The sequence below is a fragment of the Pseudomonas sp. OV546 genome (assembly GCF_900116845.1).
Classification (GTDB): domain Bacteria; phylum Pseudomonadota; class Gammaproteobacteria; order Pseudomonadales; family Pseudomonadaceae; genus Aquipseudomonas; species Aquipseudomonas petroselini.
The window spans coordinates 228,489-251,634 of the sequence record NZ_FPCE01000002.1 but is presented as its reverse complement, the minus strand read 5'-3'; the positions used below and the strand labels follow the sequence as shown (position 1 = coordinate 251,634).

The 23,146-nt window shown below is 61.3% G+C and carries 24 protein-coding genes; 12 read left to right on the top strand and 12 right to left on the bottom strand.

The genetic code is table 11. The annotated features are described in order from the left end of the window. The first annotated feature begins 319 nt into the window (after positions 1-319). The 4 genes from BM403_RS06325 to BM403_RS06310 all read left to right on the top strand — a co-directional run bounded on the left by BM403_RS06325 (position 320) and on the right by BM403_RS06310 (position 4,489). Positions 320-1,351 carry an amino acid ABC transporter substrate-binding protein gene (locus BM403_RS06325; RefSeq protein ID WP_010212954.1) on the top strand — a complete coding sequence of 344 codons (1,032 nt, stop codon included), beginning with the start codon at positions 320-322 and terminating at the stop codon, positions 1,349-1,351. A 72-nt stretch (positions 1,352-1,423) separates the two neighbouring features. Next, on the top strand, positions 1,424-2,605 hold the full coding sequence (locus BM403_RS06320; protein ID WP_046034359.1) for an amino acid ABC transporter permease: 1,182 nt from the start codon (positions 1,424-1,426) through the stop codon (positions 2,603-2,605). Between the two features lie 10 nt (positions 2,606-2,615). Next, the gene (locus tag BM403_RS06315; RefSeq protein ID WP_012722346.1) at positions 2,616-3,713 is read left to right on the top strand and encodes an amino acid ABC transporter permease; all 1,098 of its coding nucleotides are present in this window, start codon (positions 2,616-2,618) and stop codon (positions 3,711-3,713) included. Positions 3,714-3,724: 11 nt separating this feature from the next. Continuing rightward, on the top strand, positions 3,725-4,489 hold the full coding sequence (locus BM403_RS06310; RefSeq protein WP_003171943.1) for an amino acid ABC transporter ATP-binding protein: 765 nt from the start codon (positions 3,725-3,727) through the stop codon (positions 4,487-4,489). Positions 4,490-4,718: 229 nt separating this feature from the next. Here the strand turns inward: BM403_RS06310 and BM403_RS06305 are convergent, their stop codons facing one another. Both BM403_RS06305 and BM403_RS06300 read right to left on the bottom strand, forming a co-directional pair. Beyond that, positions 4,719-5,210, bottom strand: coding sequence for a type II toxin-antitoxin system MqsA family antitoxin (locus tag BM403_RS06305; protein ID WP_012722347.1), 492 nt, complete (start codon positions 5,208-5,210; stop codon positions 4,719-4,721). Further along, positions 5,207-5,518, bottom strand: a complete 312-nt coding sequence (locus BM403_RS06300; protein ID WP_012722348.1) for a type II toxin-antitoxin system MqsR family toxin — start codon at positions 5,516-5,518, stop codon at positions 5,207-5,209. Before BM403_RS06300 ends, BM403_RS06305 begins: the two co-directional genes overlap by 4 nt. A 158-nt stretch (positions 5,519-5,676) precedes the next feature. Between BM403_RS06300 and BM403_RS06295 the strand changes: the two genes are divergently transcribed. Together BM403_RS06295 and BM403_RS06290 are read left to right on the top strand one after the other, a co-directional pair. Beyond that, complete coding sequence (locus tag BM403_RS06295; protein ID WP_012722349.1) at positions 5,677-6,336, top strand: FadR/GntR family transcriptional regulator; 660 nt, start codon at positions 5,677-5,679, stop codon at positions 6,334-6,336. Beyond that, complete coding sequence (locus tag BM403_RS06290; protein WP_093542124.1) at positions 6,326-7,591, top strand: CynX/NimT family MFS transporter; 1,266 nt, start codon at positions 6,326-6,328, stop codon at positions 7,589-7,591. Before BM403_RS06295 ends, BM403_RS06290 begins: the two co-directional genes overlap by 11 nt. A gap of 22 nt (positions 7,592-7,613) precedes the next feature. On the opposite strand, the gene BM403_RS06285 is transcribed toward BM403_RS06290, so the two are convergent. From BM403_RS06285 to BM403_RS06240, 10 genes are read right to left on the bottom strand one after another with little or no spacing between them, the layout of a single operon-like run. Then, a complete protein-coding gene (locus BM403_RS06285; protein ID WP_371914002.1) occupies positions 7,614-8,264 on the bottom strand; it encodes a DUF1120 domain-containing protein in 651 nt (216 codons plus the stop codon). A gap of 46 nt (positions 8,265-8,310) precedes the next feature. Further along, positions 8,311-8,925: a DUF1120 domain-containing protein gene (locus BM403_RS06280; RefSeq protein WP_371914001.1), complete on the bottom strand. Its 615-nt coding sequence runs from the start codon at positions 8,923-8,925 to the stop codon at positions 8,311-8,313. 22 nt (positions 8,926-8,947) lie between these two features. Beyond that, the gene (locus BM403_RS06275) at positions 8,948-10,093 is read right to left on the bottom strand and encodes a DUF1120 domain-containing protein (protein WP_093542120.1); all 1,146 of its coding nucleotides are present in this window, start codon (positions 10,091-10,093) and stop codon (positions 8,948-8,950) included. A gap of 6 nt (positions 10,094-10,099) precedes the next feature. Continuing rightward, a complete protein-coding gene (locus BM403_RS06270) occupies positions 10,100-12,571 on the bottom strand; it encodes a fimbria/pilus outer membrane usher protein (protein WP_371914000.1) in 2,472 nt (823 codons plus the stop codon). Positions 12,572-12,622: 51 nt separating this feature from the next. Beyond that, entirely contained in the window at positions 12,623-13,348 is a 726-nt protein-coding gene (locus tag BM403_RS06265; protein WP_244885998.1) for a fimbria/pilus chaperone family protein, read from the bottom strand. 32 nt (positions 13,349-13,380) lie between these two features. Then, positions 13,381-14,007, bottom strand: a complete 627-nt coding sequence (locus BM403_RS06260) for a DUF1120 domain-containing protein (protein ID WP_093542114.1) — start codon at positions 14,005-14,007, stop codon at positions 13,381-13,383. A gap of 44 nt (positions 14,008-14,051) precedes the next feature. After that, positions 14,052-14,672, bottom strand: a complete 621-nt coding sequence (locus BM403_RS06255) for a DUF1120 domain-containing protein (RefSeq protein ID WP_012722356.1) — start codon at positions 14,670-14,672, stop codon at positions 14,052-14,054. Positions 14,673-14,727: 55 nt separating this feature from the next. Beyond that, on the bottom strand, positions 14,728-15,348 hold the full coding sequence (locus tag BM403_RS06250) for a DUF1120 domain-containing protein (RefSeq protein WP_093542112.1): 621 nt from the start codon (positions 15,346-15,348) through the stop codon (positions 14,728-14,730). Between the two features lie 38 nt (positions 15,349-15,386). Next, complete coding sequence (locus BM403_RS06245; RefSeq protein WP_012722358.1) at positions 15,387-16,010, bottom strand: DUF1120 domain-containing protein; 624 nt, start codon at positions 16,008-16,010, stop codon at positions 15,387-15,389. A gap of 33 nt (positions 16,011-16,043) precedes the next feature. After that, positions 16,044-16,670 (bottom strand): DUF1120 domain-containing protein, encoded by a 627-nt coding sequence (locus BM403_RS06240; RefSeq protein WP_093542110.1) that lies wholly within the window; start codon positions 16,668-16,670, stop codon positions 16,044-16,046. A gap of 390 nt (positions 16,671-17,060) precedes the next feature. Here BM403_RS06240 and BM403_RS06235 point away from each other — a divergent pair, with 390 nt between their 5' ends. From BM403_RS06235 to BM403_RS06210, 6 genes are all read left to right on the top strand, one after another. Further along, on the top strand, positions 17,061-17,891 hold the full coding sequence (locus BM403_RS06235; RefSeq protein WP_093542108.1) for a response regulator: 831 nt from the start codon (positions 17,061-17,063) through the stop codon (positions 17,889-17,891). Positions 17,892-18,074: 183 nt separating this feature from the next. Beyond that, the gene (locus BM403_RS06230) at positions 18,075-18,710 is read left to right on the top strand and encodes a response regulator (RefSeq protein WP_012722361.1); all 636 of its coding nucleotides are present in this window, start codon (positions 18,075-18,077) and stop codon (positions 18,708-18,710) included. Positions 18,711-18,801: 91 nt separating this feature from the next. Beyond that, positions 18,802-19,272: a nuclear transport factor 2 family protein gene (locus tag BM403_RS06225; RefSeq protein WP_012722362.1), complete on the top strand. Its 471-nt coding sequence runs from the start codon at positions 18,802-18,804 to the stop codon at positions 19,270-19,272. 37 nt (positions 19,273-19,309) lie between these two features. Further along, positions 19,310-19,585 carry a GIY-YIG nuclease family protein gene (locus tag BM403_RS06220; protein ID WP_012722363.1) on the top strand — a complete coding sequence of 92 codons (276 nt, stop codon included), beginning with the start codon at positions 19,310-19,312 and terminating at the stop codon, positions 19,583-19,585. A gap of 75 nt (positions 19,586-19,660) precedes the next feature. Then, positions 19,661-20,596, top strand: coding sequence for a glutathione S-transferase family protein (locus BM403_RS06215; protein ID WP_093542106.1), 936 nt, complete (start codon positions 19,661-19,663; stop codon positions 20,594-20,596). Between the two features lie 109 nt (positions 20,597-20,705). Next, a complete protein-coding gene (locus tag BM403_RS06210) occupies positions 20,706-23,126 on the top strand; it encodes a TonB-dependent siderophore receptor (RefSeq protein ID WP_012722365.1) in 2,421 nt (806 codons plus the stop codon). Positions 23,127-23,146: the final 20 nt, after the last annotated feature.

The following is a 23,146-nucleotide window of genomic DNA, read 5'->3' as shown; positions in this document are numbered from 1 at the left end:
TCCGATTGGGTGCGTCGGAACGGTGCGCGATGGGTTGATCTGTTAAGAAGATGTCGCACGGTTGAATCTTTTTCTATTGACCGTGGGCTGAATCGACTCAGCCGGCACTCTGGTACGGGCCTTGCTATGTGTTGAACGATGTCAGCGCTATCTCAGGACGGTAACACTATCAGTGACTGCCGCTTGTGGGATAGCAACTGGATTGATCGCAACAACCTCATGCCGCTTGACCCCAAAAAAGCCAACACGGGTCGATATCGCCTCATAAGGGTGCGCTGAGGTTCGAGCTCCGACACAACAAGAGCAACTGGAGGTTTGAATGAAGGTATTGAAATCCACCCTGGCCATCGTTTCCGCGGCGGCTGTACTGGGTGTCAGTGGTTTCGCCCAAGCTGGCGCCACGCTGGACGCCGTGCAGAAGAAAGGCTTTGTGCAATGTGGCGTGAGTGACGGCCTGCCGGGTTTCTCGGTACCGGATGCCAGCGGCAAGATCCTGGGGATCGACGCTGATGTTTGCCGCGCTGTGGCGGCTGCCGTTTTCGGCGACGCGACCAAGGTCAAATTCAGCCAGTTGAACGCCAAGGAGCGTTTCACCGCGCTTCAATCCGGCGAAGTCGACATTCTGTCCCGTAACACCACCATGACCAGCTCCCGCGATGCCGGCATGGGCCTGAAATTCCCAGGCTTCATCACTTACTACGACGGCATTGGCTTTCTGGTAAACAACAAGCTGGGCGTGAAAAGTGCCAAGGAACTGGACGGTGCAACCATCTGCATCCAGGCCGGTACCACCACTGAGCTGAACGTTTCCGACTACTTCCGTGGCAACAACCTGAAGTACACCCCGATCACCTTCGACACCTCCGATGAAAGCGCCAAGTCGCTGGAATCCGGTCGTTGCGACGTACTGACTTCCGACAAGTCCCAATTGTTCGCCCAGCGCAGCAAGCTGGCCGCGCCGAAAGACTACGTGGTTCTGCCGGAAACCATTTCCAAGGAGCCTCTGGGCCCGGTCGTGCGTAACGGCGATGACGAGTGGCTGGCCATCGTGCGCTGGGTTGGCTACGCCATGCTCAACGCTGAAGAGGCCGGTATCACCTCGAAAAACGTTGAGGCTGAAGCCAAATCCACCAAGAACCCGGACGTTGCACGTCTGCTCGGTGCTGACGGTGAATACGGCAAAGACCTGAAAGTGAAGAAAGATTGGGTCGTACAGATCGTCAAGCAAGTCGGTAACTACGGTGAAGTGTTCGAGCGCAACCTGGGCAAGAGCACCCCGCTGGAAATCGACCGTGGCCTGAACGCGCTGTGGAACAACGGCGGCATTCAATACGCACCACCTGTGCGCTGATCGCTGATGGTTCTGTCACCCGGTGGGCCAACCGCCGGGTGATGTTCTGTTCCATTATTTCCGGGGCACTTCATGCAAAATCAAATCGGCGCACCAAAGCAGAAGCTCAGCTTCAGCGATCCCAAAGTGCGTGCGTGGCTCTTCCAGATCATCACGATTGTGGCGGTGGTCTCGCTGGGCTGGTACCTCTTCAATAACACCCAGACCAACCTGCAACACCGAGGCATTACCTCGGGTTTCGACTTCCTTGAGCGCAGTGCCGGCTTCGGTATCGCGCAGCACCTGATCGACTACACCGAATCGGACAGTTATGCCCGGGTGTTTGTGATCGGTTTGCTCAACACCTTGCTGGTGACCTTTATCGGCGTGATCCTGGCGACACTGCTCGGGTTCGTGATCGGCGTGGCGCGGCTGTCGCCGAACTGGATGATCAACAAACTGGCGACGGTGTATGTGGAGGTCTTCCGCAACATTCCGCCACTGCTGCAAATCCTGTTCTGGTACTTCGCGGTGTTCCTGACCATGCCGGGGCCGCGTAACAGCCACAACTTCGGCGATACCTTCTTTGTCAGCAGCCGTGGCCTGAACATGCCGGCAGCGCTTGCCGCTGACGGTTTCTGGCCGTTTGTGGCCAGCATCGTCGTCGCCATCGTGGCAATCGTGCTGATGGCGCGTTGGGCCAACAAACGCTTCGAAGCAACCGGCGTACCCTTCCACAAATTCTGGGCGGGCCTGGCGCTGTTCATCCTGATCCCGGCGCTGTGCGCCTTGATCTTCGGTGCACCGCTGCACTGGGAAATGCCCAAGCTGCAAGGTTTCAACTTTGTCGGCGGCTGGGTACTCATCCCGGAACTGCTGGCACTGACCCTGGCGCTGACTGTCTACACGGCAGCATTTATTGCCGAGATCGTGCGGTCGGGCATCAAGTCCGTCAGCCACGGCCAGACCGAAGCCGCGCGCTCCCTGGGCCTGCGCCCTGGGCCGACGCTGCGCAAGGTCATCATCCCGCAGGCCCTGCGGGTGATCATTCCGCCGCTGACCAGCCAATACCTGAACCTGGCGAAGAACTCCTCGCTGGCGGCCGGTATCGGTTACCCGGAGATGGTTTCGCTGTTTGCCGGCACGGTACTCAACCAGACCGGCCAGGCCATCGAAGTCATTGCCATCACCATGAGCGTGTACCTGGCGATCAGCATCAGCATTTCCCTGCTGATGAACTGGTACAACAAGCGCATTGCGCTGATCGAGCGGTGAGGAAACGCCCATGAGTACGCATACTTTCAAACCTGATATGCCGCCGCCGAACAAAGTGTTCGGGCCGATGGCATGGATGCGCGCCAACCTGTTCTCTAGCTGGCTCAACACGCTGCTGACATTACTGGCGTTCTACCTGATCTACCTGGTGGTCCCGCCGATCCTGAGCTGGGCGATCATCGACGCCAACTGGGTCGGCACCACACGCGCCGATTGCACGAAGGAGGGCGCCTGCTGGGTGTTTATCCAACAGCGCTTCGGGCAGTTCATGTACGGCTACTACCCCGGCGACCTGCGCTGGCGCGTAGACCTGACCGTGTGGCTGGCCATCGTCGGCGTGGCGCCGTTGTTCGTCTCGCGCTTTCAACGCAAGGCGATCTACGGGCTGAGCTTTTTGGTGCTGTACCCGATCATCGCCTTCTTCCTGCTGCACGGTGGGATCTTCGGCCTGGCCAACGTGGCGACCAGCCAATGGGGCGGCCTGATGCTGACCCTGGTGATCGCCACCGTTGGCATCGCCGGCGCCTTGCCACTGGGCATTATGCTGGCGTTGGGGCGGCGCTCGAATATGCCGGCGATTCGTGTGGTCTGCGTGACCTTCATCGAATTCTGGCGCGGCGTGCCGTTGATCACCGTGTTGTTCATGTCGTCGGTGATGCTGCCGCTGTTCCTGCCGGAAGGCATGGGCATCGACAAGCTGCTGCGCGCACTGATTGGCGTGATCCTGTTCCAGTCGGCCTACGTGGCCGAGGTGGTACGCGGGGGCTTGCAGGCGATTCCCAAAGGGCAGTACGAAGCGGCCGCAGCAATGGGCTTGGGTTACTGGCGCAGCATGGGCCTGGTGATTCTGCCGCAGGCCCTGAAGATGGTCATTCCCGGCATCGTCAACACGTTTATCGCGCTGTTCAAGGACACGAGCCTGGTGATCATCATCGGCCTGTTCGACCTGCTCAACAGCGTCAAGCAAGCCGCCGCCGACCCGAAATGGTTGGGCATGGCCACTGAAGGCTACGTGTTCGCCGCCTTGGTGTTCTGGATTTTCTGTTTTGGTATGTCGCGCTATTCCATTCATTTGGAACACAAGCTCGACACAGGCCACAAGCGTTAGGAGTTGTTGTTATGAGCGAAGCGATCAAACAGCCTGTGAGCCCTGAAGGCATTATCCAGATGCAGGGCGTCAACAAGTGGTACGGCCAGTTCCACGTGTTGAAAGACATCAACCTCAACGTCAAGCAGGGCGAGCGTATCGTGCTGTGTGGCCCGTCGGGTTCGGGCAAGTCCACCACCATCCGCTGCCTCAACCGTCTGGAAGAGCACCAGCAGGGCCGCATCGTGGTCGACGGCGTGGAACTGACCAACGACCTCAAGCAGATCGAAGCGATCCGCCGTGAAGTCGGCATGGTGTTCCAGCACTTCAACCTGTTCCCACACCTGACCATCCTGCAGAACTGCACGCTGGCGCCGATGTGGGTGCGCAAGATGCCCAAGCGCAAGGCCGAAGAAATTGCCATGCATTACCTGGAGCGCGTGCGCATCCCGGAGCAGGCCCACAAGTTTCCGGGGCAACTGTCCGGTGGCCAGCAGCAGCGTGTGGCGATTGCCCGCGCCTTGTGCATGAAGCCGAAAATCATGCTGTTCGACGAGCCGACCTCGGCACTCGACCCGGAAATGGTCAAAGAGGTATTGGACACCATGATCGGCCTGGCCGAAGACGGCATGACCATGTTGTGCGTGACCCACGAAATGGGCTTTGCCCGCACCGTGGCCAACCGCGTGATCTTCATGGACAAGGGCGAGATCGTGGAACAGGCGGCACCGAATGACTTCTTCGACAACCCGCAGAATGACCGGACCAAGTTGTTCTTGAGCCAGATTTTGCATTGATCGATGCTTGAAACGATAAACCCGGCCTGGTGCCTAATGCCAGTCAGTTAAGGGTGAGCACCGTACCTGTGGCGAGGGAGCTTGCTCCCGCTGGACTGCGCAGCAGCCCCATTTTTGGGGCCGCTTCGCGACCCAGCGGGAGCAAGCTCCCTCGCCACGGGTTACTTTTCGCTCATGCTGCTTCTTAACTGACTGGCATTAGGCCTGGTGCCGGGTTTATTTTTTGGGGTTAGGACACCTTGAGTGCTTGTGCTTCGTCGTTCACGGTGTAGGTGAAGGCGCCACGCAAATCAGCGCCTTCTGCCAGGATTTTCGCATCCGCAAGCAAATGTGGGTGACGATCCAAAAGCCGCATCAGCAGCACCAACGGTTTAGGGGCAAGCAACTCGCCACGTTCGTAGCGAGAGAATGCGTTGTGGCCGCCACCGGACAGTAATTCCACGGCTTCCTTTTGGGTAAGGTGCAGTTTGCGACGGGTACGTTTCATTTCGGTGCCGATCATTTTTCGGGCGGCGAGTGTCAGTGCATCTTTTGCTGCATCGTAGCGGTCGGTACTGTCGTTGTCTGGGTCCCAGAAACCATCACCGCATACTTTGCACTCCCACCCTGAAAGTTCGTCGACCCGGCGGTCCATACCTTTAATGCTGATGGTTTCGCTGCGGCCCTCGAAATAGGTCAATCCTCTGGGAGCGCCACAAATGTAGCAATCTTTTACCTTCATACGTTTTTCTCCTTGAAGGAGATCACCGGAGGGGCACCGTCTAAGGAGTAAGTGACCTTGATGTAAATCTCCCGATCTTTCACTTGCGTGTGGTACACGTCCTGCCACATTCGATGATTGCCGTAGGCAGTCATCGACTTGTACAACATCCTGTTTTGTAACTCGTAAATCACGATCTGCATTCCCTCGATACTAAAGCCGAGTTTCTCGCCGGACTCCTTTGCTGTCCTCGTGAACGCCCTGCTGCCAAGCCGCCTCACATCCGCCTTTATCACCGCCAAATCGTAATGAGGTGTGTACTTTTCCATAAGACACCTGAGTCCATAATTACCCTCAAAGGGTAATTTTACCAATCGAAAATACTGCTCCTTTACCCACCCAAGAACCCTAGTGCGTTGCCTTTGTAGGCAACTCCGAATAGCCTGTAGGAAAATTCATCCTATGATTGGACGAAAGCGCTGAACCCATGACAGACATCGCCCCGCTGATCAAACGCTCCCTGGTCGACCAGGCCCTTGAGCAGTTACGCCTGCGCATCACTGAAGGCCGATGGGCCATCGGTGAACGCCTGCCCACCGAGCCGGAGCTGTCCGCTGAGTTAGGTATCAGCCGCAACACCGTGCGCGAGGCCATGCGCGTGTTGGCGTTTTCCGGCTTGATCGAGATCCGCCAGGGCGACGGCAGTTATTTGCGTTCCATGACCGACCCGCTGGGCGCCATGCGTGCGTTATCCCACTGCACCCTGGAGCAAGCGCAGGAGACGCGGCAGATTCTCGAAGTAGAGGCCGTCGGGCTTGCGGCGTTGCGCCGTACCGAGGATGACCTCAACGCGTTGCGCGAGGCGCTCGAAACCAGCGGCGAGCTTTATCACGGTGATCTGGAGGCCTACATCAGTGCTGACCTGGTGTTTCACAAACACCTGGTAGACGCGGCGCACAACCCCGCGTTGAGCGAGCTGTACCAGTATTTCTCCCGCATCGTCGCTGCCCAGTTGCGCCAGACCCTGAACATTTCACCGCGTCGCCAGGCCGTATTCGACCTGCACATTGCCCTGCTCGACGCCGTGGAAAACCAAGACCCGGAACGCGCCAAATCCCTCTGCCGGCAGTTGATCAATGAACCTTGAAGCCAAGCGCACACCTGAACTCGACGAACTCTTGATCGACGCCGAAGCGGACGATGAGGTTGTCCAGCACAGCCAGCCGTTGGTGCGCCGCCCATGGTTGTTGTTGCTCGGCCTGATCCTGGTGGCGCTGAACCTGCGCCCGGCGCTGTCGAGCCTGGCGCCGCTGCTGGCTGACGTCTCACAGAGCCTGGGGTTGTCAGCGGCCAAAGCCGGCTTGCTGACGACCTTGCCGGTGCTGTGCCTGGGCCTGTTCGCGCCGCTGGCGCCGGTCCTGGCCCGGCGCTTTGGCGCTGAGCGCGTGGTGCTGGGGATCTTGTTGACGTTGGCTGCCGGGATCATCCTGCGCAGTTTGGTCGGTGAAGTCGGGCTGTTTGCCGGCAGCCTGCTCGCCGGTGCGAGCATCGGCGTCATCGGTGTGTTGCTGCCGGGTATCGTCAAGCGCGATTTCCCCAAGAAGGCGGGCGCCATGATGGGCGTCTACACCATGGCGTTGTGCCTGGGCGCTGCGTTGGCCGCCGGTGCCACGGTGCCGCTGAGCAAGGCCTTCGGCGACAGCTGGAACATCGGCCTTGGCTTTTGGGCGCTGCCGGCCCTGGTGGCGATGCTGTTCTGGTTGCCGCAAGTCGGGCAAAAGCACGGTGCCCATCACGTCGCTTACCGCGTGAAGGGGTTGCTGCGTGACCCGCTGGCCTGGCAGGTGACCTTGTACATGGGCCTGCAATCATCCTTGTCGTACATCGTGTTTGGCTGGTTGCCGTCGATCCTGATCGGCCGCGGCTTGAGTGCCACTGAAGCCGGGTTGGCGCTATCGGGCTCCATCATCGTGCAATTGTTCAGCTCCCTGGCCGCACCGTGGCTAGCCACCCGAGGCAAGGACCAGCGCCTGGCAATTGTGGTGGTCATGCTGCTGACCCTTGGCGGGCTGTTCGGTTGCCTGTACGCACCCCTCGACGGCTTGTGGGGCTGGGCGATTTTGCTCGGCCTGGGTCAGGGCGGCACCTTCAGCCTGGCGCTGACCTTGATCGTGCTGCGTTCGCGCGACGCCCATGTGGCCGCCAACCTGTCGAGCATGGCCCAGGGCTTTGGCTACACACTGGCGTCCCTTGGGCCGTTTGCAGTCGGGCTGGTCCATGACTGGACCGGCGGCTGGAACGCAGTGGGCTGGATCTTTGCGGTGCTCGGCCTGGGGGCGATTATTGCGGGTCTGGGAGCGGGGCGAGCGCGGTACGTCGCCGTCAGCAGCGAAAGCGTTTGAAGCCTGGCGTGGAAGAGGTGCATCACAGGTACACCACTTCCAGCGTCGCCGAACCATCCAGAGGTGTCTCCTCGCTGAGGTCAAGATTTTGCCGGGCGTTGAGGGTGGCTTCCAGTTTGACCGTGGTGCTCAGATTCTGCATCGATGAAGGCCCGGCCGTGCTGCCCTCCAGGTCGGTAAATCCCAGGTAGCTCCTGGAACCGATATCGATGGGATTGCTGTTGGAGGTGCGCCAGGCCACGCCGCCGGTGGTGGACTCGGTCCCGTAGATCACCGGCAAACCATCGGCGGCGGTCTGTTTGGGGTCGAAGCTCAATGAATACACCCCCAGCTTGTTGCCGCTTCTATCCAGCCCCAGCCCATAGAAAATCTCGCTGTTTACGTGGGCAGTGCCGTCGCGGTTGTCACGCATGCGCAACGCATAGCGTGTCGCGTTGTTGCAACCGACGGTCAGGCTCAGGTACCGCAGCGGCAGGCGTGTGCCTTTCGTCAGGTTGAGGTCATTACGTGAGATCTTGCCGAAGTCCACCAGCCCACCGCCGACAAACACCGGCGTGCAGGCCGTGGGCGTGATCAAGCCACTCACGCTCAGGTCGATGATGGAGGCGGCCTGTGCGGTGAGGCTGGTGCAGAGCACGGCCAGGGCGCTCAGGGGGATCAGAATCGCGTTCACTATGATGCTCCTACACAATGAGATGATTTCGGCGGTGTCACCCGCCTTACAGGTACTTCATGGACAGGGTCACGGAACCGTCGATGGGCACTTCATTTTCCAGGGACAGCGTGTTTGTCGGAGCGATGGTCGGCGCGATATTCAGCTCTGCATTGAGCACCTGTACCGGCGTTGGGACCAAGGTGCCGATAGCGGCGAATGACGTGAGGAAGTCGGGCGACAGGAGGGCGCTCGGAGCCCAGGTAAAGGGATCAGTCTGGCCGATCTGCCGCAGGGCGATGCCATCGGCAACCAGCGCTTGGAGGCGCAATACCATGTAACCGAGTTTCTGCTGGTCGTTGACCAGCCCCAGGCCGAATTTAAACGGTTTATCACTATCGTAGTTGGAGCCCAGGCGATTATCCCGAGGCTCCAGGGCCAGCAGGGTCAACGCCTCACAGGTGATCGCCATTTGTAGGCTGTAGGTGGGTAACGGTGTGGTCTGGTCGGCATTCAGGTCCCGCGCGGCGATTTTTCCCAAATCATGCATGCCGCCATTGGACAGGCTGGGTTCACAGGCGCTGGGGGTGATCAGACCGTAGACACTCAAGTCCGTGGTGGACGCAGCCTGGGCCGGCAGGAGACTGCCCAGCCATGCCAATGCGATCAAAGGGGTTAACACTGTTCTGTTCATCGGTGAGTCTCTAGAGATAGATGATTTCCAAGGTGGCCGAACCGTCGAGCACTACATCGGTGCTCAGGTCCAGGGTGTTGGTCGGGGCGATGACCGCCTCCACGGTCACCCGACTCGACAGGTGTTGAATGGCGACCGGGCCCGCCTGGCTGCCGCCGATCGGGCTGAAACCCAGGTAACTGTTGGCACCTACCGGCAAGGGGCTGGCGTTGCTGAGGCTCCAGGCCACCCCGGCGGTGGTGGAGTCGGTGCGATACAGGCGCGGGAAACTGTCGGCTGAGGCGTCGGTGGGGTCGAAGACCAATGAGTAAAGGCCGATGCGGTTGGCGCTCTGGTCCAGGCCCAGGCCGTAGTAAATCTCGCTGTTGACCGTGGCGCTGCCGTCGCGATTGTCTTGCATGCGCAAGGCGAACCGCGTCGGGGCATCGCAACCCAGGTTGAGCATCAGTGACTTGGACGGCAGGCGCGTCGATTGCCCGCTGTTCAAGTCGTTGCGTGAAATCCGGCCAAAGTCCACCACCCCCCCGCCTGACAGGCTCAGTTCACAGGCGGTCGGGGCGAAGGTGGCGCGCAGTTGCAATTCGCGGCTGGCGGCCCCGGCCGAGGCTTCGAACACCCCGGAGGTTTCCCAGACGAGCGCGTCGCGGACCCGCAGTGCCGGTTCCTCGGCCCAGGCACTGATGTCCAGTTGCACCGAGAAGGTCTTACCCTGCACCGGCGCACCTGCGCGCACCGGCACCACACCCACGGTAGGGCGCCAAGCCAACTCTGCCGCGGTTTCGCCGGGCGGCTGGCCCTGACCGGCGATCACGCCCAGCTCCACCGTTTGCCCGTCCAACACGCCATTGCGCAGTCGCAAGGCATATTCGCCGTGCTCGGCAAAACGAAAGCGTTCGGCCCCGTTGCTCACGGCGTTGTAGAACAGGCTCATGTCCGTGACGTGATCGCAGGCGAGGGTCAGGCTCAGGTGTTGCTCCCCCACCGGGTATTGCGTTGCCGGGGTGCTTTGCACGCTTCGATTGAACTGGCCGAAATCCGTGGACGACTGGCTCAGGCTCAACCGGCATTCATCGCCCAACGCCGGGGTGCCGAGGGCTACCCCGGCCAGCCATACAAGCCCGGCCAGCGGGCGACACAAACGGGAAATCACAGGCATTGCTCCTCAAGGGGTACGGCACTGGGCCGCAGCGGTTTCGTAGTACGACTGGGTGTCAGGCTTGGCCTGCAATTGGTAGTGCACTTCGCACGGTGGCTGCCCTGGCGCCTTGACCCACAGTGACGGTTGTTCCAGCGCGTTGGTCAGGAATACCTGGCCACCGTCCTGGACCAGGGTGATGAACTCACCGTCGGCACTGCTGACGGAGGCGCCCCTGGGCAGTGGTTTGCCGTCCACGGTGGTGACGCAGAGCAGGGCGCGGCGTGTCAGGCTGACGCCGAAGTCGACGCGGTCGACGGCACCGCGTCCGGCCGTGATCTGTGCCAGACCGTTGTTGATGTCGGCATTGCGCGGCAGGGTGCGGGTTTCAACTTCCACGGCGGTGCGGCTATAGGCCGACACCTGCGGCACGACGGCCTGGCCTTGCCAGTCGGTCCACACCGGGCCGCTGGGGGTGTTGACCTTGATCCCGGAAATGTCCGCCACCGACAGCACGGCAAACGTGTCGCGCACCGGGTACGGTGACAATGTCACACCGTCGCCATGCATCACTACCGCACCGCGGGCGTTGCCTTGATAGCTGTCGCGCTCGGCGTCATCGCGGCTGTAGTTCAGGTCCAGCTGGGTATAGCGCGGCAGCGCCGAAACCCCGAGGCTCGATTGCACTTGCCGGTCACGGGAGTCGCGCTCGACGCCGGCGCGGTAGCTCAGTTGATCATTGAGCTGCTCGTTGAGCCCGACACCGATGCGGTGTTCGCCACCGGAGTTGCGCAGCCAAGTGCGGGCGCGACGGCTTTCGCCCAGGGGAATACTCAGGTTCAGGTAGAGGCTGTCGTCGCGACCCTGGCTGCCGCTGACTTGCCATTCGGCGCTGGCCGACACCGAGACAGTGCCGACCCGCGTGCCCCAGGTGGCCAGCGCACGGCTGCTGTTGCGTCCGTCGAACAAGGTCGAGCGCGAGTAGCCGGTGCTGAAGGCGCCCATCCAGGGGTGGGACCAGGCCACGCCGGCGCTTTGCTGGTCGCGATAACGCTGATTGCGCTCGTCGGCGTAGCGCTCGGCGATGCTTTCTTGTAACTCGCGATAGCCCTCGGTGCGCTGGGATGTGCCGAGGTAGAACGACCAGCGATCGTTCAGCTGTTGCGACAGCAATAGATCGGTTTGTATGCCTCGTCGTTGTGTGTGGCGGCGCGCGTCGGTAGCGGTCAATGAGGCCTGCACGTCGGTGTTGGTCCACAGTTGGGTACCCAGGCTGATGCCGGCGGCCTGATAGCTGTCGGCGAGCAAGCTGCCACCGGCCAGGTTCACGCCCGGCAGCACGCCGCCGCTCCAGCCGGCGCTGACCACCCAGGGCTCGGCGCTTTGGTCGTGGCTGATATCGCGCACCCGGCCCGCCGCTACGGAATACCCGGGCGCGGGCAGGCCCACGCCGAGCATGGCCGCCGGCACAGTGAAACGGCGCTCGCTGCCGTCTATCTCCTTGACGGTGACTTCGACGTCCGAACGGCTGTCCAGGCGCCTGACATCACTGAGGGAAAACGGCCCGGCCGGCACCACCGTGGAGTGGATCAGCGCACCGTTCTGCCGCACCTCCACCTGGGCCTGGCTGTAGGCGATGCCGTCAATGGTCGAGCCCTGGTTTTCTTCTTGCAGCGCCTGCTCGGTGAGTACCTGCACGCCGGTGATCTGCGCGCCCGCCAGCACCGGGTTGTAGAGGTTGATCTGGCCGGCTTGCAGGACCAGTTGCTGCTGGGCAAAGGTGCGCTGGGCGTAGGCCTCCAGGTGGGTAGTGCGCGAGTCGTCGTCCTGCCAGGTTTGTACTTGGCGGCTGCGCACGATCCAGTCACCGGCGTTGAAGCCGACTTCGGTATTGGCCGAGCCGTAGCGACTGGTTTGATCGCCGTAGTGACTGTACAGCCCGGTCAGGTCGTAGTTGATCAAGCCGGCGAAGCCACCGGTTTCATAGCCTGAAAAATCCCGCACCACGGGGCGCAAGGCATCGGTGGGTACGATCAGCGAGAGGCCGAGGTTGGCGGTGTCCTGTTCGATCTGGGTGGTGGGCCAGCGCGTCATGAAATCATGGCAGCGCAGTGTTTCGTCGCTGTCGGGCACTGTGCCGAGCAGGTTGGCTTTATCCAGCAGCGACTGGTCGAAGCACAGTTCGCCGTCCGCGGTGAAGTGGGCGTTTACCCGTCCTTTCGGGCGGCCGTTGACACTTAACGTGACGGGATGACTGCCGCCGCCGAAACGCGGGGCCTGGACCAACAGCATGGCCAGTCCCGGGTCGATACCTCGTTGTTGCAGTGTGGTGGCGTCGAAGGTAGCTGCCGCTGGCTGGGCCACGGCCTCTGCCAGCCACAGGACGCCGGCCAGCGGGATGACGGACCGGGTTGCCGGGTGGATCAGGCCACGGCGCAGGGCGCGCGGCCGAATGACGGGCAAGGCTTCGCCGTCATGGCAAATCATGACTGTGTTCACAGAACTCACTCGGGTGTGGGCGCTGGTGGCCCAGGTTAGTGCTTGAGGAGGCTAAGGCCGGGCAGGTGTCAGGGGCGCGTCATAGGCGCTGACCGCGAAGCCGTACACGGTGGCGGGTTGAAACCGTACGGTGGTGGCGCCCGCGGCGTTTGCCTGGATCGGGATGTTTTCCCCAGGCAGCACATAGGCTCGCGGCAGCAGTGCCCTGTTGTCGCCGGGCAACAGTTGCAGCTCCTGAGCCAGGCGCACGACGTAGGGTGTGTCGTTGTGCACCCACAGTTGCTCACCTTGCAGCGACCATTTCAGGTCGGTCCAGGGTGTGCGGTTGGTGGCCAGGCCTTTGGGGTGCAGGATCACCGGCAAATTCTGGCGCACCGTGACACCTACACGTGCATGCCCGGCCTTGGCGGGTTTACGGTTGGCAGGTATGCCTTCAAACACCACCCGTTTCAGGCGTTGGGTGGTCAACGGTTGTTTGGTTTGCAGGATGAACCGCACCAGTTGACTCTTGCCGGGCTCCACCCTGGTCAAGGGCGGGGTCACGAACAGCAAGGGTTCAATGTCCTGGGGAATGTCCTCGAGGGTGACGTGCAGCAGGGCCAGGTCGGGGTCGGTGTTGGTGACGGCTACCGAGGTTTCACCGGCCTCCTCGTGCACGATCACCACCGAGGTGTCCGGCACCATGCCGTCAGCGGCAGCCGGCAGCGTCTGGAAACAGGCCAGCAGCGTGCAGCTTGCGGCGCTTAAGCGACGCAGGGTAGTGAATAAAAGGGTCATGCAGGCGTTCTCCAAATAGTCAGTAGCACGGATTACAGGTAACGCAACTCCAGGGTGATCAAGCCGTCCAGGGGCACTTCTTCCTTCAATGTCAGGTTGTTGGCCGGACTGATCGAGGTGTCCACTCGCAGATTGACCACCAGGTTCCTGAGGGGCACGGGTATCAGGCTGCCCGGTACGGCGAAGGCCATGAATCTGTTCGGGTAGGCGTTGGGCTCCACGTGGCAGGTGGCGCCTTGGTCGGATGAGGTCAAGGTTTGCATCGGTTGTGCGTCGGCTACAGGGCCGCGCAGCGACAGGGCCACCGAGCCCAGCCGCTCGGTGGGTGCCTGATGGTTCATGCCCAGCCCGTAGAAAAAATCAGGTGCCAGGGACGAGTCGGCTTGATTGTCGACGCCCACGAGGGCGAACAGCACCGCTGCGTTGCAACTCACGCCCAGCGCCATGGGGAAACTCGGCAACACGGTGAACTCATCGAGGTTGAGTCGGCGTGCCGGAATCTTGCCGTGGTCCACCATGCCATCGTCCGACAGCGACACCAGACAGGCGTTGGGGGTAATCAGGCCTTCAACCTGCAGATCGACGCCCGAGGCGGCAAAGGTCAACGGCACACCCACGAGCAAAAACGCGAGTACCAGCGAGCGGAGAAGCATATTCATGACGATCAGTTACCTGGCGTGATTCGGGCTGGGCGGTCGAGGGGTTACAGGTAGCGCACGGTCAGTGTGGCGGAGCCGTCGATCGGGATTTCCGTGCCGCCGGGCAGGGCGTCACTGCGATTGATGATGGTGTAGACGGTCAGCATCGCGGACAGGTTTTGCACCGGAATGGGGGCGGCAAAGGTGGTCAGGCTGGGAGCGATCATGTAATTGGCAACCCATGCATCGTTGATGTCTTGCCAGAACCAACGGTCGCCATCCAGGGAGTAGACGAAGTCAGCGGCCACGGTATCGGCTACGGCCTTGGCGATGGTCAGGTTGAAGTAACCCAGTTTCTGGTTGCCGTTGACCAGGCCAATGCCGTAGCCGCCATGGATGCCTGAGTCGGCACGGTTGTCAGTGGTTTGCAGAGCCATCAGGGTTTGGGCGTCGCATGCCACGGCCAGGTCGATGGTTTGTGCTTTCAGGTTGGTCGGGGTGGTCGGGTTGAGGTCTTTGAACGAGATCTTGCCGTGGTCGATGGTGCCGGCGTTGGACAATGTGGGCGTGCAGGCCGAGGGCACGATCAGCCCCTTGACGGTCAGGTCGACGGTAGACGCGGCAGCCGCCCATGGGCTGGCGATAGCCAGCAGAACAGTAGCGAGGACGCGGGGGGACAGGTTCATTTCAGTGGGTCTCCAGGGATACAGGGGGTTGGGTGAAACGCTTGCGAGCTCGGGCTCAGAGGTAATGCACGGCGATGGTGGCGCTGCCGTCGATGATCATCTCTTGAGCCACGGGCAGGTTCTGGGTGGGGTGGATATAGGTGCGGATCGACAGGTCCATGCTCAGGTTTTGGACCGGGACCGGAATGCGTGGGCCAGCCACGTCGCCGACCGACAGGAAGAAGTCCCACATATCGCTGTCGTCCGCGCTTTGCCAGGTTGTGCCGCTGTCCCAGGACATCAGCATTCTGGGCGTCTCACCATCGGCGAGGACGTTGTCGTAGACCAGCGAATAGGCGCCCAGCTTTTTACCGTCGACCAGGCCGATGCCATAGTTGTAGGGACCGATTCCGGACGCCTTGCGATTGTCGGTAGGCATCAGCGCAAGCAGGGTTTTTGCTTCGCAATCCACTGACAGCTGCACGGAGACGGGCGGCAGGTAGGTGATGGCGGTGGGTTTGAGGTCACCCACCGAAATCTTGCCGTGGTCGACAAGGCCTGCGCTCGACAAGGAGGGGGTGCAGGCCGACGGCACGATCAGCCCCTTGACCGTCAGGTCGGTGGTGGAGGCAGCGAGTGCCGGTGCGGCGAAGCCGATCATCAGGCAAGAGCTGAGCAGGCGCGATAGAGGTTTCATGGTGAGCAGGGTCCAGGGTAGGGAGAACGGATCAGGGATTACAGGTAACGCAATTGAACAGTCACGTGACCGTCCAGGGGCACCTCGTCGACCAGGGTCAGGCTGTCGGAACGCGCGATCATGGTGTTGAGGCGCACGTCGGCATCCAGCTCCTGCACGGCGATCGGGGTGAGGCTGCCGGTGGCCGAGGCCACGGCGGTCATCGCGGTGTGACCCAAATAGGTGCCTTCGATCCAGGTGGCGCCGCCATCGGTAGACACGATGGTGCGCACCGCTTCGGTGTCGGCCACCGCTGTAGAAAGCCTCAGGGAGGCGCTGCCGAGTTTTTCGTCGTTGGCCGTCATACCCAGGCCATGAAACCGGTCCTGAATGGCCGAGGTGCCTTCGCGGTTATCCAGGGTGCTCAGGCTGAAAAGTGTCGGCCCGTCACAGCGCACATTCAGGCGCATCACCTGACGCTGCAGGGACGTGTGAGTGTCTGGGTTGAGGTCGCGGGCGGCCACTTTGCCGTGGTCGATCACGCCGCCGCCGGACAGGCTGGGGCTGCAAGCGCTCGGAATAATCAGGCCGGTCACGGCCAAGTCGGTGCTGCTGGCGGCCTCGGTTTGCGACGTCACGCCAATCAGCAAGGTGACCACTAGGGTCGAAGTACGAACATCCATATTCGGTGATGCCTCGGGTTGAGGAAAAAGGGCTTAGAGGTACTTCACTTCAAGGGTGGCGCTGCCATCGATCGGTACTTCGTTGGTCAGGTCCAGTCCTGAGGCGGGCGCGATAAGCGTCGAGACCTTGAGGTCGGCGGTCAGGTCTTTGATCGGGATCGGCGCCCAGTTGCCGCCGGACTGATTGCCAAAGCTGGCCAGGTTCAGGGTCGACCAGACATCGCCGCCCATGGCGTCCCAGGTTTTACCGTCGTCGACGGACTTGAGCGTGGTGGCGGCGGCGGTGTCGGCCGAAGCGTTCAGCAGCTCCAAGGTGTAATGGCCCAGCGGCTGATTACCGTTGATCAGGCCCAGGCCAAAGCCGTTCGGATTCGTGCTGCCGACGCTGTTTTCGATGCCCTTCAAGGCAAACAGGGTTTGCGCGTCACAGTTCACAACCATCTGCAGCGTGCTGGCGGGGAGCAGGGTCTGGTCGGTGGCACTCAGGTCCTTGGCCGAGATTTTTCCATGGTCCACCACGCCACCGCCGGACAGGCCGGGCGTGCAGGCGCTGGGTGTGATCAGCCCGGTGACGGTGAGGTCCACGCTGCTTGCCGCAAAGGTATGCCAAGGGGACGAGGCCATTAAGGTGGCGGCAACTACGGTCAGGGTCTTTCTCATTTTTTGATGATTTCCGGTGCAAGGCCGTGGGCATTTCCCCAGGCGATAACGTTCGCGTTCACTGGGAGGCGGGTGTCCGTCCAAGAGGCCTCAAACACCAAGAGAGCGAGGGCCCTCGAAGGACGCCGGGGAATTTATCGGGTGCCTGCAATAGGGGAAATACAACAAATACGACAATGGTTCGTGGCGACTCCGGCTGTCAGATAAAGACGTATTTATGCGTAAGGAGGGAATATTTCGTAGTTGTTGCATGGTTAAAAAATAATCCAAAAGAATATTATTTGACTAAATATGTAATCCATTTGAGTTGTTTTTTCGGGTTGTCGCGGCGGCACAGTGCACCTGCGTAATGGCTCATTCCTGGCCGGTCCATTCCGTAACGAGGTCATCATGCAGCCAGGTAGCCCACCCGGTGGGAACGCAGGGTCTGCGTCACTGCCGCTCGGCCCAATGACCTCGGGGCGCAAGGGATTGAGCGTGTTGGTGGTGGAAGATCATCCGGCCTATCGGATGCTGTTGGGGGGGATGCTGCATAAGCTGGGGTTCGACAGGGAAGTGGTGAACGACGGGCAGGCCGCTTTGACGGCGATGACCGACAGGCACTTCGACCTGATCCTCACGGACTGCCAGATGCCGGTCATGGACGGCTATGCCCTGGCCCGTGAGGTACGCCGTCGTGAGCGCCTGGCCCACACCGCGCCAGTGCCGATCATTGCCCTGACCTCGACCCTTGAGGCTGCCCAGATTCATCGCTGCCTGGAGGCCGGCATCAATGCCTGGCTGGTCAAGCCGCTGACCTTGATACAACTGCGCGAAATCCTGACGTTATGGGTGCCCCAGGCGGACACCCAGCGACCCGAGCCGGTTGCTCAAGACGTGCCCATCACCTGGCCCGCCCGCGCGACCCTGATAGAAACCTTTGGCTGTGCGGCATTGGTAGAGCGCATGGTGGGGTGCTTGTTGGAGGAGGCGCAGGCGGATCTGGCAGCCTTGGACGACGCCCTCCTTAAACAGGATGCGACGGCGACGAGCCGGCACTTGCATCGGTTGGTGGGCGGTCTTGCCTTTTTGGGGGCCGGGCAATTGGAGGACCGCGGCGCCCACTTGATCACTGCGGTGGCGTGTGAGGGCGTCGCGGCGAACTCGCGCTCACTTGGGCTTTTATACGCCGACTTGCGGCGTTACCTGCTGCGCCTGGCCGAGCTATGGCCTCAGGTTTAGTGAAGGAAGTTTCCCTCATCTTTGTAGTTCTATTCTGTAGGTGGCGTCTGTTTTTTCTGTGGGCCTAAAGTCGGGTTTCACTGATTGCTGGCTGAGGCCCGGAAACCGCCAATTTCGGCGGTTGTGGCTGAAAGCCATCAGCGCTATTTTGCCCGGACTCAATTGGCGATCCTGGTGGTGCCCATGCTTCGCGTAATTATTGCTGACGATCATCCCATCGTACGTATTGGTCAAAAAGTGGTCATTGAGGCCAACGGAAAGTGCAAAGTCGTGGGGGAGGCCGATGGACCCGATCAGTTGCTGGCGCTGGTCCAGCGCACACCCTGCGACGTCTTGGTGACGGATTTTGCCATGCCGGGTAATCAACAGGCGGATGGCTACGGGTTGTTGGGCTTGCTGCATCGACAACACCCCGATTTGCCGGTGATTCTGGTCACCATGTTCGCCAACGTTGCCACGCTGAGGTCCTCGTTCTCCCATGGCGCGCGCGCCATCGTTGCCAAGAGTGCATCGGCCAGGGAACTGCCGCTGGCGATCAAGGCCGTGTGTGAAGGGCACACCTTTGTCAGCGAATGCCTGCGATTGCAACTTGAGGAGGCGGGCGTCGGTGACCAGCAGGGTATGCCGCAGTTGTCCGGCAAGGAGCGCGAGGTGGTACGCATGCTCGCCAGTGGCATGACCGTCAGCCAGATCGCGGCGCGGGTCAACCGCAGTATCTCGACCATCAGCAAGCAGAAAAGCACCGCGATGAGCAGGCTGTGCATTTCCACCGATGTCGATTTGTTCGCTTATGCGCGCAGCAGTGGCATGGTGCCCTGAGGCGGGCTATTTACCCGGCGAATGTCAGTAGCCTTGGCGGCGTTGACGGCTTATCGTGCGCCTACTCTTTTTCCTCACGCGGAGCCTGCCCATGAGTGATGCCCATAACGCCTTGATCAGCGAGTTTTACACGGCCTTTCAGCGCCTGGATGCCGAAGCCATGGCCGCCTGCTACACCGATGATGTGGTGTTCAGCGACCCGGCGTTTGGCGAGCTGCGTGGCCGTGATGCCGGTGATATGTGGCGCATGCTCACCACGCGGGCCAAGGACTTTTCCCTGACGTTCGACCACGTGCGCAGCGACGAGACCACCGGCAGCGCGCACTGGGTGGCGACTTACCTGTTCAGCGCCACCGGCAATACGGTGGTCAACGATATCGGCGCGCGGTTTGTGTTTCGCGACGGCAAGATCTGCGAGCACCACGACCACTTCGACCTGTGGCGTTGGTCGCGCCAGGCGTTGGGTGTGAAGGGGCTGTTGCTGGGCTGGTCACCTGCGCTGAAAAACGCCGTGCGCGCGCAGGCGCTCAAAGGGCTGAGGGCATTCCAGGCCAGTCGTTGATAAGATTGGCACTCTTCTGGTTTGCCGACATTGACCCGTGACTGATATTCCTGAACCCAAGCCCTGGTTCGTCTACCTGGTGCGTGCCGCCAATGGTTCGCTGTATTGCGGCATCAGCAACGACCCGGTACGCCGTTTTGCCTCGCACCAGAGCGGCAAGGGCGCGCGGTTCTTTTTATCCAGCCCTGCCGTGGCGCTGGTGTACACCGAGCAATGCGCGAGCAAGGGCGAGGCGCTGCGCCAGGAACGCTTGATCAAAAAGCTGAAAAAGAGCGCCAAGGAGTGCCTGGCGGCCAGCGGCTCATTGATTTGACTGATGGGTTCCCATCGCCCCCATGCGCGGTTTCGCAGGCTAAGCTAGCGGCTCATCTATTGAGCGGAGCCTGGCATGTCTGAGTTGATCCTGCACCACTACCCGCAGTCCCCCTTCGCTGAAAAAGCCCGCCTGCTGCTGGGCTTCAAAGGCTTGTCCTGGCGCTCGGTGTTTATTCCACCGGTGATGCCCAAGCCTGATCTGACCGCCTTGACCGGTGGCTATCGCAAGACACCGGTGTTGCAGGTCGGCGCCGATATCTACTGCGACACCGCGTTGATCGCCCGGCGCCTGGAGCAGGAGAAGTCCGGGCCGGCGCTGTTTCCGCAGGGTTTGGAATTGGTGACCCAGGGCTTCGCCGCCTGGGCCGATTCGGTGGTGTTTTCCCATGCCGTGGCGCTGGTGTTCCAGCCGGATTCCCTGGCGGTCAAGTTCGCCAAGGTGCCGCCGCACATGCTGCAGGTGCTGGTGGCCGACCGTACCCAACTGTTCAGTGGCGGCACCGCGACCCGGGTGCAATTGGAGGTGGCCAAGCATCAATGGCCGGCGATTGTCGGCCGAATCGACCAGCAGTTGCAGCACCAATCGGGGGATTTCCTGTTCGGCGAGCCGTCGATTGCCGACTTTGCCCTGGCCCATCCGTTGTGGTTCCTCAAAGGCTCTTCGGTGACCGCGCCGCTGGTGGACGCGTATCCCGCCGTCGCCGCCTGGCTCGACCGGGTACTGAGTTTTGGTCATGGCACCGCCAGTGAGATGAGCGCCGAGCACGCCTTGGACGTGGCGCGCAACGCCACCCCAGCGGCGTTGCCCGATGAAGTGTTCGAGGACTTGAATGGCTTCAAGGCCGGCCAGCTGGTGACCCTTTCGGCCACCGACTACGGCACTGACCCCGTGGCCGGTGAGCTGCTGTTTGTCGGGCGTGAAACCCTGATCCTGCGCCGTAGCGATGAGCGCGCGGGCACCGTGCATGTGCATTTCCCACGCATGGGCTTTCGCATTCAGGCGCACTAACGAAAAATATTTGCAAATAAAGGTGAGGTAAATCCACCGCTCAACCGTGTAGTGCTTGAAACTGCGATCTATTCGCATTAACAGCGTTTTCTACACGGGTTCTCACAGCATGAAGTCGACGGCGGGCGGTTGGATAAAACAGTGGCTGGGAGCCTCGGCATTGGCAGTCTCGGGGCTGGCGTTGTTGCCCCTGAGCGTGGCGCAGGCGCAGGAGCAGCAAAGCGCCCAGTTCAACTTTGCCCTGGCAGCCAAGCCGCTGCCCCAGGCCCTGAGCGATTTTAGCCGGGTCACTGGAATCAGCGTGATCTACACCGATGAAGCGCCCTACGGCCTGAGCGCCCCGGCGGTCAGCGGCCAGATGAGCGCAAACCAGGCCCTGCAACGGTTGCTGAGCAACACCGGCTTTACCTTCCGCCAGATCGACGCCCGTACCCTGGCCCTTGAGCCGGTGCCCACCGACGGCGCGGTGAACCTCGGCGCCACCACGATCAGCGGCGTTGGCCAGCAGGCCCAGGACAGCACCAGCTACCAGCCACCGCCCACCAGTTCGGTGATGCGCTCGGGTGGCTTGCTGCTGGAAACCCCGCAGACTGTCAACGTCGTGCCCGCCCAAGTGCTGCGCGACCAGACCCCGCGCAACCTGGATGACGCCCTGGGCAACATCAGTGGCATCACCCAGGCCAACACCCTGGCCAGTACCCAGGACGCGGTGATGCTGCGTGGCTTTGGCGACAACCGCAACGGTTCGATCATGCGCGATGGCATGCCGATCGTGCAGGGGCGTGCGTTGAACGCTACGGCGGAGCGGGTCGAAGTCCTCAAGGGGCCAGCATCCTTGCTGTACGGCATCCAGGACCCGGGCGGCGTGGTGAATATCGTCAGCAAAAAGCCTGAGCTGGTCCAGTCCACCGCCCTGACCGTGCGCGGCTCCACCTTCGGTGATGGCAAGAACGGTAGCGGCGGCAGCCTAGACACCACCGGCCCGATTGGCGACAGCGGCCTGGCCTATCGGCTGATCGTCGACCATGAAGACGAGGATTACTGGCGCAACTTCGGCACCCACCGCGAGAGCCTGATCGCGCCGTCGCTGGCCTGGTATGGCGACACCACCAAGCTGTTGTTCGCCTACGAGCACCGCGAGTTTCTCACGCCGTTCGACCGTGGCACCGCCATCGACAAGTCCAACCACCCGTTGGACATCCCGGCCACCCGTCGGCTGGATGAACCCTTCAACAACATGGAAGGGCGGTCCGACCTGTACCGCTTTGAAGCCGATCACGACCTCAACGATGACTGGAAGGCCCATTTCGGCTACAGCTGGAACCGCGAAACCTACGACGCCAGCCAAGTGCGTGTGAGTGCGGTGAATGACAACGGCACCCTGACCCGCAGAATGGACGGCACCCAGGGCGCGATCACCACCGACCGTTTCACCACGGCCAGCCTGGAAGGCAAGGTCAAGCTGCTGGGCATGCAACATGACCTGGTGTTCGGCCTGGATGACGAATACCGCAAGATCTACCGCGCCGACCTGATTCGCCAGGGCTCGCGGGGCACCTTCAACTACAACAACCCGGTGTACGGCAATGAAGTGGCGGGCACTACCGTCAGCGCCGTCGACAGCGCCCAGACCGACCTGCTGCGCAGCGACTCGCTGTTCTTCCAGGATGCCATCCACCTCAACGACCAGTGGATTTTTGTCGCCGGTGCGCGCTATCAGATGTACGACCAATACGCCGGCAAGGGCGTACCGTTCAAGGCCAACACCAACGGCAACGGCCAGGCCTGGGTGCCGCGTGCGGGCCTGGTGTATCGCTACACCGATGAATTGTCGTTCTATGGCAGCTACACCGAGTCGTTCAAACCCAACTCCACCATCGCCGCCTTGAACGATGGCAGCACCTTGACCGGCGACCTCACGCCTGAGGAGTCCAAGTCCTGGGAACTGGGGGCCAAGCTCGACATCCCTGGGCGCATCACCGCCAGCGCGGCGCTGTTCACCATCGATAAGCGTAATGTGCTGGTGTCGGTCGGTTCCGGCGCGAATACGATCTACAGCATTGCCGGCCAGGTGCGCTCACGCGGCCTTGAACTGGACGCCACCGGCCAATTGACCGACAAGTGGAGCGTGATCGGCAGTTATGCCTACACCGACGCCGAAGACATCAAGGACAACGACCCGACGCTGGAAGGCAACCGCCTGCAGAACGTGGCCAAGCACACCGGCTCGCTGTCGGTGGCCTACGATTTTGGCAACATCTTTGGTGGCGACCAGCTGCGCGTGGGGACCGGCGCACGGTATGTCGGCGAGCGTGCCGGCGATGCGGCCAACGACTTCAACTTGCCGGGTTATACCGTGGCGGACGCATTTGCTACCTACGACACTAAAATTGATGGGCAGAAGGTCAAGTTCCAACTCAACGTGAAGAACATGTTTGATCGCGTCTACTACACCTCGGCAGCCAGCCGACTGTTTGTGTCCATGGGCGATGCGCGGCAGGTATCGGTGTCGAGCACCCTGGAATTCTAAAGTAGGACATGACGCCTTGT